This is a genomic window from Sinorhizobium meliloti (assembly GCF_017876815.1).
GTDB lineage: Bacteria > Pseudomonadota > Alphaproteobacteria > Rhizobiales > Rhizobiaceae > Sinorhizobium > Sinorhizobium meliloti.
The window spans coordinates 339,802-356,241 of sequence record NZ_JAGIOS010000003.1 but is presented as its reverse complement, the minus strand read 5'-3'; the positions used below and the strand labels follow the sequence as shown (position 1 = coordinate 356,241).

Here is a 16,440-nt window from a genome sequence, read left to right as displayed (position 1 = left end):
CCGATCCGGTATATCTGCGCCGGGTTCTCCGGCACGCATCCTTCCCGCCCGCCGGCAGGAAACCTGCAGGCGGGACGAGACGTTCGTCGATAAATGCGGCGCGTTTTACATGCCGAGCGACTTCAGATAGTTGGCGGCGACCGTTTCGATGGTCTTCTTCTCCACATCGACCTGGCTGTTCAAACGCTGCATCGTGGCGTCATCGAGCTTCTTCGAGACCGTTTCGAGCGTTTCCTTGAGGTCCGGATTCGCGTCGAGCACTTCCTTGCGCACGACGGGGGTCAGCGCATAGTTGGGAAAGAAGCCCTTGTCGTCCTTCAGCGTCTTCAAGCCGAGTGCCGCGATCTGGCCGTCGGTCGCCTGCGCGGCGATGGTGTCGAGATCGCCGTTGGCCAGCGCATTGTAGGCAAGACCAAGGTCCATCGGCCGCACATTGGCGCGCCCTGTCTCGAAGCCGTAGACCTTCTCCAGGCCGATCAGGCCGTCCGGCCGCTTCGGAAATTCGGCCGTCGTGCCCATGAGTATATCCTTGCCGTCGTTATATGCCTTGGCGAGGTCGGAGATCGTCTCCATGCCTTCCGTCTTGGCGTTACCCGGCTTGACGACATAGGCGTAAGTATTGTTCGCTGCGGACGGTGCGAGCCAGACGAGGCCTTTTTCGCCGTCCAGTTCCTTGACGCGGTTGTAGGTCTCCTCCGGCGAAAGCCGTTCCGTCACCTTGTTGAAGGTGATGAGCGACGTCCCCGTGTATTCCCAGTAGAGATCGACCTCGCCATTCTCCAGTGCGGCGCGGACGATCTTCGTGCCCATGCCGTCTTTCTTGTCGACGGTGTGGCCCTTGCTCTCGAGGAGCTGCTTGGTAATCTCTGCGATGATCAGCTGCTCGGTGAAGTTTTTCCCGCCGACGGTAATGGTGGCGGCCCAGGCGGTCGTCGTTACGAGCGCGATGGCCGCCGCCGACAGAAGGGTCTTGGCAAGTTTCGGTGCGAAGTTCATTTCAGTTCCTCTCTCTCATTTTGTTATCGCAGCGGATTGATGCCCCGTGGAACGAGGTAGTACTGAATCTGGCCGACGATGAAATCGACCAGGACCGCGAGCATTGCCGTGGGAATGGCCCCGGCCATCATCATCGGGAGTTCGTCCAGCGAGATCCCGGTGAAGATCAGTTCGCCAAGCCCGCCCGCGCCGATCAGAAAGACCAGAGGCGCGGAGCCGACGCAGATCGCGAGCGCCGTGCGGATGCCGCCGAAGATCACGAAGAGGGCGTTTGGAAGTTCGACCCGCCACAGAACCTGCCGCGGCGTCATGCCCATGCCGGTTGCGGCCTCCACGAGGTGCGGCGGCACGGCGCGCAGGCCGGCATAGGTGTTGCGCACGATCGGAAGGAGGGTGGCCGCCCAGAGACCGAAGACCGCGGGCACCGTACCGATCCCGAGCAGCGTCATAGAAAGCGCCAGAATCGCAAGCGTCGGCACGGTGCTGCCGATATTGAAGACTTGCATCACCGCCTCCGAAACGAGGCGGAAGGCGGGCCGCGAAAGCACGATGCCGACCGGTACGGCCACAAGGATGGCAAGCCCTCCCGCCCAGGCGACCAGTTCCAGATGCTGCACGGTGAGATAGGAGATGTCGTCGGAATAGGCGAGGATTTCCTCTGCCATGCCGCTCCACCACAGCCAGGCGACGGTTCCGGCCAGCACGATGAGCACGATCAAAGGCGCGGTCTCGATCCGGCGCCTTTGCTGCGGTGCGGCCGGGCTGACGAGAGCGCTCATGCCTTTGCTCCATGGGCGAGATAGTGCACGATGGAACGGTAGCTCATCACGCCTGCCATCCGACCGCCCTCGTCGACGCAGGGCAGCAGCGGCATGTCGTGGGCGAACATTATCGACACGGCCTGCCTAAGATCGCCGGTGGTCGGGACGGCAGACTTTACCGGTTCCGCATGATCGCCCACCGTACCGGAGCGCAGCTCCGCCACCTGCTCACTCAAGAGAGATTGCGGTGCGCCGTCGGCGTTCAGCACAAAGACTGCAGCGCTGCGCGACGATCGCATGCGCTCAAGCGCATGCTCGACCGAGTCCGAGCTCCGGACCGTGATGAAACCCGTCTCCATGGCGTCGCGCACCGAGACGAGCCTCAGCCGCTTGAGTGCCCGGTCCGAGCCCAGGAAGTCTTCGATGAAGCTGTTGGCGGGACGGGCGAGCAGTTCGTCGGGCGCGGCATATTGTTCGAGCCTGCCGCTGCGGAAGATCGCGATCTTGTCCGCCATCTTCACCGCTTCGTCGAGATCGTGTGAGACGAAGATGATCGTCTTGCGGATCTCCCGCTGCATCTTCAGGAACTCCTCCTGGATGGCTTCGCGGTTGATCGGATCGATCGCCCCGAACGGCTCGTCCATCAGCATGACCGGCGGATCGGCCGCAAGGGCGCGCAGAACGCCGACACGCTGCTGCTGGCCGCCTGAAAGTTCCTTCGGGTAGCGCTTGAGGAAAAGGTCGGGCTGGAGGCCGACAAGCTCGAGGAGCTCTTTGGCGCGGGCGCGCGACTTGCGGCGATCCCAGCCCAGAAGGTCCGGCACGACACAGATATTTTCCTCGATCGTCTTGTTCGGGAAAAGGCCGATCTGCTGGATCACATAGCCGATGGTCCGCCGCAGCTTGATCGGATCGATGGTGCTCGTGTCCTTGCCGTTGATGAAGACCTTGCCGCTGGTTGGCTGGATCAGACGGTTGATCATCTTCATCGTCGTCGTCTTGCCGCATCCCGAGGGACCGAGCAGCACGCAGATCTCTCCGGTGGGTAAGTCTAGACTCACATTGTCGACGGCAATGAGCGGATCATGCGCCGGGCCGTAGTGTTTCGTCAGATTCTCGAGCCGGATCATGGCGTGACCTCCCCCTGAATACCGCGTGACGTGAGAAGGCGCTGCACGAGCGCGAGGAAAAGGTCGGCTGCGATCGCAAGCAGCGAAACCGCCAGCGCTCCGGTCACCAGTTGACGGGGATCGGACTGGCTGATGCCGCGCGAGATGAACGTGCCAAGGCCGCCTGCGCCGATATAGGCCGCAATCGCTGTCACGCCGATGTTCATGACGACGGCAGTCCTGACGCCGGCCATGATGACCGGAATGGCAAGCGGGATTTCGACCTGGCGCAGACGTTGCCAGGTGCTCATCCCCATCCCTTTCGCGGCCTCCCGAAGAGCCGGATCGACATTGGTGATGGCGGTGTAGGTGTTGCGGATGATGGGAAGCTGGGAATAGAGAATGACGGCTACGACCGCCGGGACATAGCCGATGCCATGCCCGATCGGCGAGAGCAGCGGGATCATCAGGCCGAACAGCGCAATCGAGGGAACGGTGATCATCATCGACGCGAGATAGAGAACGGTGTCGGCCGTGCTCTTCGACTGCGTGATCGCAACCCCGATCGGAACGGCCGTCGCGATCGCAATCCCAACCGCCAGGAAGACGATCGAAATGTGCTCGATCGTCCGCGTGCCTATGATGTCCAGATTGTCGATGATGAACCGAACGATCTCCATTCGTTGCCGCCTGCCTCTCCTAAACTGCATCACGATGTCTCAGGCCGGTTCGACCTGAAACCATGCGCGTGACCGATTCCAATAAATCAGAGCGGGATGCAGGCGGAACACCCGGCCTTCCGCTCTGATGCGTGCCCCTATCAACGCTCGTCAGAGTTCGCCGTAAAGTTTAGCGGCATTCTCGAAAGTGTAACGCAGGGGCACCGATCCCTCGACCCGCCATGCTTCGACCGTATCTCCTTCCAGAAGGGCGCAAGCGGCTTCGGTACCGACGACCGCACCGCCATAGAGGCGGTTCGCCAGATTGAGAATGCCGGTCTGGTGCATCGCAAGGCCGCCGCTGCCGCAGCCATCCTTGACGAGTAGGACATGCAGGCCAAGGTTGATCGCGTCCTTGACCGTTGCATCGACACAAGCCTCGGTCCAGACGCCGGCGATCACCAGCCATTCCACGCCTGCGTCCCGCAATTCGCCGATCAAGGGGCTCTTGCCGAAGGCGCTCGCTTCGTTTTTGACAAGCAGCCGCTCCGACGGAAGCGGAGCGACCTCCGGGCAAATCGCCGTGAGCGGATCGTCCTTGTCGCTGAAGGCGGAACGTCCGTCCGGTCCGATCGGATGGAACGGGCGAAGATTGTCGGCGAGATCGACGATATAGGCGCAGTGAAAGACGGGGATGCCGCTTCGGCGGGCCGCCGACTGAAGGCGTGCGGCATTGCCGAGCACCGTATCGTAACCTTCGACGAGATAGCGCTCGTCGCGGCGATGCTCCTCCTGGAGATCGATAAAAAGGGCGGCGGCTTTCGCGCGGTCGATCCGCAACGGTTTCTTCATCAAGTCTCCCCGCTCAGGAATTCGTCCTCATAGGGAAAGCGCGACAGGAGCTCCGTGCCGTTCTCCGTAATGAGGATCTCGTCTTCGAGTTTCACGCCCTCTCGGCCGCCCTTTTCGCCGATATAGCTTTCGACCGACACGACCATTCCGGGCACGAGATGTCCATCGCGACCGTAGGTCTCGTAGTCCATCGCATGGGCGATGAACGGCGTCTCGCCGTGCATGCCGACGCCGTGCATCACGGACGTGTAACGCTGATCGACGAAGCGGTCTGGTATCTTCCAGGCCTTTTCGGCGATCTCGCGGAAGGCCATACCCGGCTTGACGATGTCGATATTGTGCTGAACCTGGTCGTAGGCCATCCGGTAGAGCGACTTCTGGTAAGGGGTCGGCTTACCGGGACCGCAGCGGAAGGTTCGCGAGAAATCGGAATAGTAGCCGTAGCAGCCGATCGTATCGGTATCGAGGGCCACGAGCTCACCCGGCCTGATCTTGCGGCCGCTTGCCTCGTTGAACCAGGGATTGGTTCGCTGGCCGGAACTCAGCAGCCGGGTCTCGATGAACTCGCCGCCCTGCCGAATCACTTCATGATACATGATCGCGAAGAGCTCGTTTTCGGAAACGCCCGGCTTGATCGCTTCGCGCACGGCGGCCACGGCAGCTTCGGCGCCGGCCATGGATACCTGTAGGCATTTGATCTCTTCAGGAGTCTTGACGGCCCTGACGGCGAGAATTTCGCCCTGGCAGTCCTTCACCTCGCACCCGCGCTTTTCGAGCGCCAGTGCCTGCAGATGGCTGCAGCGGTCCATGCCGAGCTTCATCGACCCGCCGCCATGCTGCTTGAGCAAATCGGTAATCTCGTCCGCGAACGGCCCGGCGGTCTCGTCGTCCTTACCGGAGACGGAGGACCAGACAAGCTTGGAGGGGCGAGCCTCGTCTATCGTGTCGAGGACCATCGAGACGTGATAGCTCTGCGGATATTCGAAGAGGACGACCGGACCTTCAGTGGGGATGAAGAAATAGCGGGTGGAGTTACGCAGGAAATACCCGAACATGTTTCGGGAGCCCGTCGCGTAGCGTTGGTTATAGGGGTCGAAAAGGACCACCGCGCCGTAACCGGCAGCGCGCATCCAGTCGCGAAGCTTCTTCAAACGCCCGTTGCGCAGGGCGTCGGCGTCGATAAAGGACGGTTCCGTGTCCGAAAGCCACATGCCGCCGGCCGGATCGGCTGTCTCCGGATGGCGCATCCGGTCCTTGAAGTCCACGTCATCCACGCTGTCGGGATCGAATACAACAATGCTCATGACATTCTCCTTTTCCAGCAGGATGGAGAAGAGTCGGAGCGCGCATTTGCGCCGATTCCGCAGGATCTATGCCAGAATCCGCGCGGCTTCATTATTTCAGCCCCGCGACTGCGCGGGGCGCCTCGCCCGCTCGCGAGACGCGGCGGCGAACGCTGTGCGGGACATATCCGAACTGCTCTTTGAAGGCGCGGGAGAAGTTTGCGGCATTTACGAAACCGCACGCGACGGCGACTTCATTCACCTTGAGGTTTGAATGCGTCAGCATGTCTGCCGCATGACCGAGCCGCAGATTGCGATAGTAGCTGTTGGGCGACACGCCAAGTTCGGCCTTGAAGGCGCGTTCGAGCTTATCGGATGAGACATTCAGCCGGCTTGCCAGGTCCTCGATCCGCAAAACGTCCTCGATGGCGTCCTCCATCATCGCCACCGCGGAAAGGACCAGGTCGTCGGCGATGCCGCTCCGGATACGCAAGGTCAGCTTCCGGCGATCGGCGTCCGGCCGCAGCGGGCTGTGCATGAACCAGCCGGCGACGCCGTCGGCGAGCTCGGCGCCATAGTCCCGTCCGATCATGTCCAGCATCATGTCGAGGCTGCCGATGCCGCCGACGGAGGTGAAGCGGCGGCGGTCGATCACATAGAGGTCCGAGCGCATGTCGAGATGCGGGAACGCTTCCTTGAAGGCCGGCTGGCTGGTCCAGTGGAGCGTGCAGGAGTGGCCGTCGAGCAGCCCTTTGCGCGCCAGGAAGAAGGCAGCATCGGCCACCGCACCAAGTAGCGCCCCGGCGCGGAGATTCTTGCGGATCCACGCCATCTCCTCGTCCGCGACGAGATGCTCTGCGTCACCGCCCGAACACACGACAATTCGATCAACCTCTGGTGCGTTGCGCACATGAAAGTCCGGCTCGATACCGATGCCATTCGACGCGCTGATCTTCTCGCCGGCAGCGACCGTGAGCCAGGAATAGCAGCGCCTGCCGGACAACGTGTTGGCTGCGCGCAGCGGCTCGATGACCGAACTGAAAGCCATCAACGGAAAGTTCGGAAACATCAATACCGCAAAGCGGATTTCCTGCGTATCCCTCATCTGCCCCTCAAGGTTCGCCCGCCCCGATCTCCGCGCGCCGCTTGATCATGTAGGCATCGAGCTCTTCCCGGATCGCCGGGTCGAGTACCGGCTCCTCATATTCTCGCAGGGCCTGCTGCCAGATGTCGGTCGCGCGCTCCAGCGCGTCGCGGCCGCCGGCTTCCTGCCAGCTGCCGTAATTCTGCCAGTTGGACAGCATCGGCTGATAGAAGGCCGTCTCGTATCGCGCCATCGTGTGTTCGGAACCGAAGAAGTGCCCGCCCGCCGGTACGGATCTGATAGCGTCGAAGCCGAGATCGTCCTCGGAGAAGGGCATGGGCTCGAGGAAGCCCATCATGTTCTGCAGGATCTCCACATCGAGCACGAGCTTCTCATAGGAGGCCGTGAGGCCGCCTTCGAGCCATCCCGCCGCGTGATAGATGAGGTTGGCACCCCCGAGCACCGCACCCCAAGTCGCCATTTCCGTCTCGTAGGCTGCCTGAAGGTCGACGGCGTTAGAGGCATTTGCGTTCGACGTGCGATAGGGAAGCTTGTAGCGCCGCGCGAGCTGGCCCGCGATAATGTTGGCCTTGGCGTTCTCCGGCGTGCCGAAGGCGGGGGCGCCGGAGCGCATGTCCACATTGGACGTGAATGCACCATACATGACCGGCGTACCCGGATTGACCAGCTGCGCAAGCGTGACGCCGAACAGCGCCTCGGCATTCTGCTGGCAGAGTGCTGCCGCAAGCGTCACCGGCGTCATGGCGCCCATCAGCGTGAAGGGCGTGATGGTCACCGGCTGCCCGTGCTCGGCCATGGCGATCAGTCCGTCCGCCATCGCGTCGTCGAAAAGCCGCGGCGAGTTCACCGAGATGATCGTGATGACGCCGGGGGATTGGCTCATCTCCTCGACGCTGATGCCGCGCGCGATCGCCATCATGTTGATGCCGTCCACGGCCCGCCCCCGCCCGATGGCGGTGCAGTGGAAGCAAAGATCGCTGAGCGTAAGATTCGCCTTGTAGGTATCGAGGTGCCGGGAATTGGCCGGCAGCTCCATCGGCGCGCAGACCTGGTTCCCGAGAATGTGGATAGCGTTGAAGTGGTGGGCCAGACGCGTGAAGTTCTGGTAATCGGCGAGATTGCCTTGCCGCCGGCCGTTGACCCGGTCGTGCACGTTGGGCGGACCTGCCACGAGCCCAAAGGCGATCGTGTTGCCGCCGATCGTCAGCCGTTTTTCGGGATTGCGGCTGGTCAGCGTGAAGGAAGACGGCGTCGTGGCGAGCGCCGCCTCGACGATGGATTCGTCGATGCGGATCATCAGGTTCTCGCGGTCGACGATTGCGCCCGCCTTCTCGAACAGCGCCATCGCCTTTTCGCTCATAACGCGAATGCCGATTTCGGAGAGGATGCGCATCGAATTGCGGTGAAGGGCCTCAATACGCTCCTCGTCGAGAAGCTGCATCGGGGCATAGGTGTTGACGACCTCCTGCCATGGCAGCTGCGAGATACCATCGCCGCCCCGGATTGCTCGCGATCGTCTTCCGCCGCCGCGTCTGCCGCTCATCGAGAACTGCCTTTCATCCCCTGATCCGCGCAGCTAGGCCACAGAAGGCCTGCTCCGAATACTTGTGCTTTTTCTGTTCCGCTCACCGAAACTATGGCCAATGATGCACCGGTCTTCACATGATAAGTTCGGCGGCAATGCCCAAAAAAAACCATGTCATGGCACGCTTGCGTCTTGCAAGTGCCGGAGCGGGCAGGCTAGCGTCGCACAAAAGGGAACTTCAGATGAAGCCGCCGCCGCCATTGAACTACATCCGCTCCTTCGAGTGCTCTGCCCGGCATCTCAGCTTCACCGAGGCGGCCAGCGAACTGGGCTATACGCAGGCCGCCATCAGCAATCATGTGCGGGCGCTCGAGCAATATCTCGGGCGCCAGCTCTTCATCCGCTATCCGCGCAGCCTCAAGCTGACCGAGATGGGCGAGGCCTTTCTTCCCACCCTGCGCCAGGCTCTGAACCAGATCGATTTCGCTACGGAAGCGGTTCTTGCGTCGGCACGCAACAAAACCGTCGTCATCTCCTGCCCAACGAGCCTTGCCGAAAACTGGCTGGCAAGGTGCGTGGCCGGGTTCAGCAGGAAACATCCCGACGTGGAAATCCTTCTGCACGGTACGATCTGGGAGGATTCGACCGAGCAAATCGCCGACATCCTGATTTCGATCCGACGATTCGACAACATGCCGGCAAGCGGCATGCAATTGTGGAACGACCGGCTTGTGCTTCTATGCGCGCCCCAGCTCGTCCACGGCCAGAATGCAATCAGGACGCCGGCCGACGTTCTTAAATCGAATTGGATCGCCGTGCACGGGCGGCAGGAGTTCTGGCAGGAAATGGCCGATGCGCTCGGCATAGATGCATCCGCAAACGACAAGCGGCTTTCCACCAATTCCACCAATATCGCGCTGGAAATGGCGGCGAGCGGCGCCGGCTGCATCGTGACCACCCAGTCGCTCGCGCGGACCTATGTGGATCGCGGCCTGCTCGTCGAGCCGTTTCAGATCCGCACCAGGAGCGCGTGGAACTACTACCTCGCCGAAGGACAGGCGTCGAAAGGAACGACCGTCTCGAAGGTGCGCGACTGGATCATCGCCGAGGCTCAGAAGGTGATCGGCTGACCGGTGACCCGTTGGCTCGATGCCGGAAAGGGCCGATTTCAAACTAGCCGGAACTTGCCGCGCAACAAACGAAAATTGCGAGATCAATGACCTCGTTTTATTTGTCCATCCGATGACAAAAGGGCCCGATTTCCCGCATTACGCAGCTTTGCAAAAAACGGCCCGTCCCTAAACTGGAGCCGCGCCGGCAGAGATCCGCCGGCGGCACAGGTCATCGTTTCAAGGCTGGATTTCCATGCGCTCCCACGCTCAAGCGGTCGTCATCGGCGGCGGTCTCATCGGCTGCTCCATTCTCTACCATCTCACCAAGCTCGGCTGGTCCGACGTCGTGCTTCTCGAGCGGAGCGAACTGACATCAGGGTCGACCTGGCATGCGGCCGCCAACATCCACGGCCTGCACGACTCCACCAATATCAGCCTGCTTCAGCATTATACGATGGCGCTCTACAAGGAGCTGGAGGTCGAGACCGGGCAAGGATGCGGCATCTTCCAGCCGGGATCGCTCTATCTTGCTCAGACCGAGGCGCGCGAGCACCAGCTCCGGCTCCAAGAGGCCAAGGCGCGCCGCTACAAGATGAACTTCTACGAGATCGGCCGTGACGAGGCCGAGCGGCTGCATCCGCTCGTCAACTTCGACGGCATCCGCTGCATCATGTACGAGCCGGAGGGCGGCAATGTCGACCCCTCCGGTGTGACGATGGCCTATGCCGCAGGCGCGCGCAGGCGCGGCGCCGAAATACACCGCTTCACGCCCGTCACCGGTACGGAGGCGCAAGCGGACGGCAGCTGGATCGTGCGCACCCCGAAAGGCGACATACGCACCCGGTGGGTGGTCAACGCCGCAGGATTGTGGGGCCGTGAAGTCGCCGCCATGGCGGGCCTCGAACTTCCGCTGATGCCGACGGAACACCAGTATTTCGTCACCGAGACCATAGCGGAGATCGCCGCCCTTGACCGGCGGCTTCCCTCCGTCGCTGATCGCGACGGCGAGTATTACCTGCGGCAGGAGGGCCTGGGCCTCCTGATCGGCGCCTATGAGCGCGACATGCGCTTCTGGGCCGAGGACGGCACGCCGCTCGGTTTCGGTCACGAACTCTTCCCCGACGACCTTGAACGCATCGAGGAAAATATGATGCGCGCGATCGATCGCGTGCCGGTGGTCGGAACGGCGGGCATCAAGCGCGTCATCAACGGGCCGATGATCTGGTCGCCAGATAGCGCGGTCCTCTTCGGTCCGGTACCGGAAATGACGAATTATTTCTGCTGCAACGGCATCATCCCCGGATTCTCGCAGTCGGGCGGGATGGGCAAGCTTGCAGCGGAATGGATGATCGAGGGCGAGCCGTCGCTCGACATGTTCGGCTGGGACATGGCGCGCTTCGGTCACTGGGCGAACAAGGCCTTCACCAAGGCGCGCGTCCAGGACCAGTACAGCCACCGTTTCAAGATCCACTTTCCCAATGAGGAGCGGGCAGCCGGACGACCCGTTCGCACCCGGCCGGCTTATGAGAAACAGAAGGCAACGGGCGCCGTCTTCGGCCTGAATTTCGGCTGGGAGCATCCGCTCTGGTTTTCCGCCGAGGGCGAGCCGAAGGAAGAGACGATCGGTTTTACCCGCCAGAACTGGTGGGCGCCCGTCGGCCGCGAGGCCCGCATGCTGCGCGAAAGCGCCGGCATTATCGACATCTCGAACTTTGCGAAATACGCAGTGAAGGGAGCGGGTGCCTCCGACTGGCTGAACGCGCTTTTTGCCAACCGCATGCCTACTGGGGTCGGCCGCTCGTGCCTGACGCCTCTCATCGGCAAGCGGGGCGGCATCGCCGGGGATTTCACGGTGACGAAGCTCGGCGACGACGAGTTCATGATCTTCGGCTCAGGCATGGCGGAACGCTACCATCAGCGCTTCTTCAATGCGGTTCCGCTTCCCGACGACACGACCTTCACCTCGCTCACGGAGCGCCTTTGCGCCTTCAACATCGCCGGGCCGAAATCGCGCGAATTGCTGATGCGCCTGACGAATGACGACCTTTCCAACGAGAACTTCTCCTTCATGCGGTCGCGCAGGATGCGCGTCGCTGGCGTCGAGGTCATCGCGCTGCGCGTCTCGTTCACCGGCGATCTCGGCTGGGAACTCTACTGCGACGCCGAAAGGCAGGTCGCGCTCTACGACGCCTTGCTGGAAGCCGGCGCGGATCTCGGCGCGGGTCCGGTCGGCTCACGCGCACTCGCCTCGCTGCGCATCGAAAAGGGCTATGGCAGCTGGAGCCGCGAGTATTCGCCGGAATACTGGCCGCAGGAATGCGCTCTCGACCGGCTGATCAAGCTCGACAAGGACGTGTTCCTGAACAAGGCCCCTTACCAGGAAATCGCAGGGAAGCTTCCGAGGCAGAAGCTCGCCATGATATCGATCGACGCCACGGATGCGGACGCCACCGGCGGCGAGCCGATCTTTCTCCGGGACGGCACCCCGATCGGCCAGGTTTCATCCGGCGCCTACGGCTATACGGTCGGCATGTCGCTAGCGCTCTGCTACATCAAGGCTGAAATGGCGAAACCGGGTAACAAGGTGAGTGTTGCGATCCTCGGCCGCGCCCATGACGCAGTCATCCTGGAACGGCCGCCCTTCGACCCCGCAGGCGAAAGGCTTCGAATGTGACGGACAGATGCGTGCCGTCCCTCTACAGGCGGCACGGTAGAACAGGTGCGAGCATGATCTTCAGGACAGTCGTTCGATGCGGAGTGGAAACTTTCCGCGTGTGAGCAAAGGTTCGACGCCGCCATCCAGCCGGCCAAGCCGGATCAGACCGGCCGAGTAGCGATAGCCAGCGTAGAAGAATGCCAGATTACCCCAGGGAGCATAGTAGCAGAGGTCGCCCGGGGCTTCGTTGGAGAACGAACCGCTGCCTTCCTCCGTCAGCTTTCGGGGCAGATAGGCGATCTTCTCGTTGTTGGCGTAATTGTCGATCTCCAGCTCGAGCGGGAGCATCGACCAGAGGTCGCGCGCCGGGGGGCTGTCGTAGAGCGTAGCCGTGAACACGTGATCGGCAAAGGCAATGCGCATCTTCATGTTAGTCTCCTTTTGAGCCCATACCAGGCGCGGCAGTACGGCCCTGGTGATGGCGCCGCCGATCAAGACCCGCGGCGCGCAATGAGCGCCAGCGGAACCACGAAGAAGAACGCGCCCCGCCAGCCGATGTAATCCCAGAAAGCTGCCGAGCGGAGCGGAGATCGTGGCAGCGATAGCGTTGCCGGCATTCAGCAACGCAAGGCCCTCCGGCACCGCACTCTCCAGCAGGAGGCGCATGACGACCGCGGTGGACATCGACCAGAATCCGCCGATGGCAACGCCGAGCAGCGCCCGACCGACCATCAGAGCCGCGTAATTGGGGGCGAAGGATACGACGAGCCCCGAGACGATCAGCATGAGCGAGAACGAGGACAGGACGAACTTGCGGTCGATCTTCCGCGTGAACCCCGCAATGAAGAGACTGGTCAACACGGCGAACAGACCGGAGATCGAAATCGCCTGTCCGGCCTGGCCCTCGCTCATACCAAGATCACGGGCGATCGGCGTCAGGAGGCTGACCGGCATGAATTCCGAAGCGATCAGCACTGCAACGCACAGCGCCATGGACGCCACTGCGCCCCAGGCCGCGGCGGTTTTGACGATTGTCTCGCCGAATGTTGGATTCGTCATATGTCTGTTCCTTATAGGCCGAAGCCTGTCGCAAGTTCCTCCACGGCCGAATGTAGCAGCCCGGCATCGATGGCATTGGCCGCTATAATTCGATTTCGTTTATCGACAGGGTGCATAAGTGACCGAATGCGGTGAAAGCTCCCGGCATTCACTCCCAGTCTCGCCTGTAACGAAGCGGCGGCGCCGACCGAAGCCAACGCCGCCGAGCAAAGAGCACGGACGGAAGGACTATTGCGCCCTAAGGAACGCGATGATCGCTCGACGCTCGTCGGCGTTGTTGAAACGCTGGGCCATGCGCGTTCCGCGAACCATCGCGGCGGGATTGCTCAGGAAGGTTTCCAGCGTTTCGGCGGTCCATGCGAAACCGGAACCTTTAAGAGCCGCGGAATACCTGAAGCCGTCAACGCTGCCGGCCGTTCGGCCGACGACACCCAGCAGATGCGGTCCGACGCCGTTTCGAGGTGTCTCGAGCTGATGGCACGCACCGCAGCGTTGCTGAAACAGCTTCTGACCTGGCGCAGCCTCCTGAGACAGAGCCGGCGTGGCGTGGCCTGAAACAGCAAGAGAAACGAGCGCAGCAATGACGACCTTGTTCAACCGTCGACTCCTTTGAAATCGTGTTTGGACAGCGGCAGGCTTCGAACGCGCCGGCCTGCCAGAACGGAAACGGCGTTTGCGATGGCCGGAGGCACCCCGGGCAAACCGGGCTCGCCAATGCCGCCCATGGGAGCGCCGCTTGCTACGATCCGCACATGAACCCGCGGCATGCGATCCGGCGTCAAAATCGGATAGCCATCGTAGTTGCGGGCCTGCGGCATGCCGTCGACATAGACGACCTCTTCCAGCAAAGCCGAGGAAAGTCCGAGCGCGACGGCCGAGTTCACCTGTGCCTCGATAATCGCCGGATTGACGATACTGCCCGGATCGATAGCCACCCAGACGTCGTGCACGACGACCTCGCCGCTCCGCAACGACACTTCGGCAATCGTCGCCACCTCGCTGCCGAAGGGTGAGGCCATGGCCACGCCCCGGGCGCGGCGCGTGCCGTCGTCCGCCATGAACGGTCCTCGCCGCCAACCGCCGGAGAGCTCGGCCACGGCTTCCAGCAGGGCTCTGTGCCGCGGGCTGTCCGCGAGGAGACGCCGCCGCAATTCGTAAGGATCCTGCTGACCCGCATCGGCCATCTCGTCGAAGAACGTCTCGTAGAAGAAGTCGTTCATCGAGTGACCGACGGACCGCCAGAAGCCGATGATCGTGGGGTCGTCCACATGAACCTGGCCGACATGCCGGTTGGGGATCGAATAGACTTTGCCCGCAATGCCCTCGACGGAAGAACTATCGACCTTGTCCGGCTGGCGGCCGAACCAGCGGCCCGTCGGACCTTCGCCCACCGCCACCGCCTCCAGTGCCACCGGCAATCCTTCGGCGTCGAGCCCGGCGCGGAAACGAACGGCGCCCATCGGCCTCAGGGTGTCTCGCAGGAACTCCTCCTCGCGGCTCCAGATGAGTTTGACCGGCCGAGCGACAGCCTTTGCAAGCAGGATCGCCTGTGGGAACGGATTGGCCGTTTGATAGAGGAAATGCCTCCCGAAGAAGCCGCCGAGCATCGGCGAGTGGATGGTGACCTTCTCCGGCGCGATGCCGGCTACCTTCGCGGCCTCTGCCTGAAACATCTCCGGTGCCTGATTGGGAACCCAGAGGTCGAGCGAGCCGTCGTCGTTCCAGCGCGCAAGCGCGGATGGCGGCTCGAGTTGCCCATGCACCAGATATGGCGCGTCATAAGTCGCCTCGACCACCCGCGCAGCATCACCAAGCGCTGTTGCAGCATTCCCGACGGTCTCGTAGGCGACGCCCTCCCCCGGCGTCGCCTTCAGCATCGCCATGTGCGCCTCGGTGGAAAAATCCGCCGGCATGACGTGGGCCGTTCCGCGAGTCGGCTCCGTCCAGGTCACCTGCAGGGCTTCGGCTGCCATGCGCGCGCGCCACCAGCTATCGGCGACCACGGCGACGGTGCCGGGCAGGCTGTGAATGGAATGGACGCCGGGCATGCCGCGCACGTCCGCTTCATTCTGCAAAGCACCGGGCTCGCCACCGAGACGCGGGCTGTGCTGGACCGCGGCATGCAGCATTCCGTCGACTTTCAAATCGATTGCGTACCGAGCCTTGCCCGTCGACTTGTCGCGCACATCGAGCCGCGCGACCGGCTTGCCGATCCAGCGGAAGTCTGCGCGAGCGCGCAGCACGACATTGGTGGGGAGCGGCAAGCCCGCTGCCGCATCCGCGATCTCACCGTATGGAAGGGTCCGCCCCGAAGCGCCGTGCACGACGCGGCCGGGCTCCGTCGACAGCTCCGATACCGGCACGCGCAGCCGTACCGCAGCGGCTTGAATGAGCATGTGGCGCGCGGAAGCGCCGAGCTTACGCATGGCGTCGTAGCTCATGCGCACGGACATGCTGCCGCCGGTGAACCGCCCGCCGCCGGTCAGCAGATAATCGGGACCCGGAGGCGCGCCTTCGACGACGAACTGCATCGGGTCGACGTCCAGTTCCTCACCGACGATCTGCGCCATGGCGGTGAATATGCCCTGCCCTCCCTCGATGAAAGCACTGCGGAACAGGACGGTCTCGTCGGGCAGGATCTCCAGAAATGCGGAAATCCGGGTGCCGGGCGTTATGGCCGCAGCGGCTGCCTGCGCTCTGGCCCGGCCGGCCGGAAGAGTGACGCCGAGGACGAGGGCGCCGAGCGAGGCGCCGAGAAAGCCTCGCCGAGAAAGCTTGAAGGGCTTGCCGATCTCGCTGGCAGTGATTTCAGAGGTAACCGGTGTCATGTCGTTCATGGTGTCGCTCCCGATCAAGCCTCAGCGGCCTGCCGGACGGCAGCCGCAATGGCGTTATAGGTGCCACAGCGACAGAGATTGATCATTGCGCCGGCAATGTCCTCGTCGCTCGGCCGAGGACTCTGCTTTATGAGCGCCGTCGCGGCCATGACCTGGCCCGACTGACAGTAGCCGCATTGAGGTACCTGATTGGAAACCCATGCCTCGACTACTTTCTGGCCCACTGGATCTTCGGTGATGGCCTCGATGGTCATGATCTCGGAACCGGCAACGCTCTCCACCGCAGTGACGCAGGAGCGCGTCGCCTGTCCGTCGACGAGAACCGTGCAGGCGCCGCACTGGGCGAGGCCGCAACCATATTTGGTTCCGGTCATGCCGAGTTCATCGCGAAGAACCCAGAGCAGCGGCGTATCCGGCTCGATGTCCACCTGGTGTCTAAAGCCGTTGGTGGTGAGTTCCATGGCGGTGTCCTCAATGCAGCTTGCG

Annotated in this window: 14 protein-coding genes and 1 pseudogene; 2 read left to right on the top strand and 13 right to left on the bottom strand. The window is 62.5% G+C overall.

Annotated elements, in window-relative coordinates:
- Positions 1-105: 105 nt before the first annotated feature.
- From JOH52_RS28150 to JOH52_RS28115, 8 genes are all read right to left on the bottom strand, one after another.
- Entirely contained in the window at positions 106-996 is an 891-nt protein-coding gene (locus tag JOH52_RS28150; protein ID WP_014531502.1) for a glycine betaine ABC transporter substrate-binding protein, read from the bottom strand.
- 23 nt (positions 997-1,019) lie between these two features.
- Complete coding sequence (locus tag JOH52_RS28145) at positions 1,020-1,775, bottom strand: ABC transporter permease (protein WP_014531501.1); 756 nt, start codon at positions 1,773-1,775, stop codon at positions 1,020-1,022.
- Positions 1,772-2,887 (bottom strand): osmoprotectant ABC transporter ATP-binding protein OsmV, encoded by a 1,116-nt coding sequence (locus JOH52_RS28140; protein ID WP_014531500.1) that lies wholly within the window; start codon positions 2,885-2,887, stop codon positions 1,772-1,774. The genes JOH52_RS28145 and JOH52_RS28140 overlap by 4 nt, the downstream gene beginning before the upstream one ends.
- Positions 2,884-3,546: an ABC transporter permease gene (locus JOH52_RS28135; RefSeq protein WP_010967771.1), complete on the bottom strand. Its 663-nt coding sequence runs from the start codon at positions 3,544-3,546 to the stop codon at positions 2,884-2,886. The genes JOH52_RS28140 and JOH52_RS28135 overlap by 4 nt, the downstream gene beginning before the upstream one ends.
- Positions 3,547-3,696: 150 nt before the next feature.
- Entirely contained in the window at positions 3,697-4,377 is a 681-nt protein-coding gene (locus JOH52_RS28130; protein ID WP_014531498.1) for an isochorismatase family protein, read from the bottom strand.
- Positions 4,377-5,681, bottom strand: coding sequence for a M24 family metallopeptidase (locus tag JOH52_RS28125; protein WP_013845525.1), 1,305 nt, complete (start codon positions 5,679-5,681; stop codon positions 4,377-4,379). The genes JOH52_RS28130 and JOH52_RS28125 overlap by 1 nt, the downstream gene beginning before the upstream one ends.
- A gap of 91 nt (positions 5,682-5,772) precedes the next feature.
- Entirely contained in the window at positions 5,773-6,765 is a 993-nt protein-coding gene (locus tag JOH52_RS28120) for a GlxA family transcriptional regulator (RefSeq protein WP_014531497.1), read from the bottom strand.
- A gap of 7 nt (positions 6,766-6,772) precedes the next feature.
- Positions 6,773-8,308, bottom strand: coding sequence for a trimethylamine methyltransferase family protein (locus tag JOH52_RS28115; RefSeq protein ID WP_014531496.1), 1,536 nt, complete (start codon positions 8,306-8,308; stop codon positions 6,773-6,775).
- Positions 8,309-8,532: 224 nt separating this feature from the next.
- Here JOH52_RS28115 and JOH52_RS28110 point away from each other — a divergent pair, with 224 nt between their 5' ends.
- Both JOH52_RS28110 and JOH52_RS28105 read left to right on the top strand, forming a co-directional pair.
- Positions 8,533-9,420 carry a LysR substrate-binding domain-containing protein gene (locus tag JOH52_RS28110; protein WP_003527002.1) on the top strand — a complete coding sequence of 296 codons (888 nt, stop codon included), beginning with the start codon at positions 8,533-8,535 and terminating at the stop codon, positions 9,418-9,420.
- 235 nt (positions 9,421-9,655) lie between these two features.
- Positions 9,656-12,076 (top strand): GcvT family protein, encoded by a 2,421-nt coding sequence (locus JOH52_RS28105; RefSeq protein WP_014531495.1) that lies wholly within the window; start codon positions 9,656-9,658, stop codon positions 12,074-12,076.
- 60 nt (positions 12,077-12,136) lie between these two features.
- Here JOH52_RS28105 and JOH52_RS35430 read toward each other — a convergent pair whose 3' ends face one another.
- The 5 genes and pseudogenes from JOH52_RS35430 to JOH52_RS28085 form a co-directional block, all read right to left on the bottom strand.
- Positions 12,137-12,553: a cyclophilin-like fold protein gene (locus JOH52_RS35430; protein WP_272950190.1), complete on the bottom strand. Its 417-nt coding sequence runs from the start codon at positions 12,551-12,553 to the stop codon at positions 12,137-12,139.
- Between the two features lie 2 nt (positions 12,554-12,555).
- Positions 12,556-13,117: pseudogene (locus tag JOH52_RS35425) on the bottom strand (MFS transporter); the annotation flags it as partial.
- A 228-nt stretch (positions 13,118-13,345) separates the two neighbouring features.
- On the bottom strand, positions 13,346-13,714 hold the full coding sequence (locus JOH52_RS28095) for a c-type cytochrome (RefSeq protein ID WP_014531493.1): 369 nt from the start codon (positions 13,712-13,714) through the stop codon (positions 13,346-13,348).
- Entirely contained in the window at positions 13,711-15,954 is a 2,244-nt protein-coding gene (locus JOH52_RS28090; RefSeq protein ID WP_014531492.1) for a xanthine dehydrogenase family protein molybdopterin-binding subunit, read from the bottom strand. Before JOH52_RS28090 ends, JOH52_RS28095 begins: the two co-directional genes overlap by 4 nt.
- A gap of 14 nt (positions 15,955-15,968) precedes the next feature.
- Positions 15,969-16,415, bottom strand: coding sequence for a (2Fe-2S)-binding protein (locus JOH52_RS28085; RefSeq protein ID WP_014531491.1), 447 nt, complete (start codon positions 16,413-16,415; stop codon positions 15,969-15,971).
- Positions 16,416-16,440: the final 25 nt, after the last annotated feature.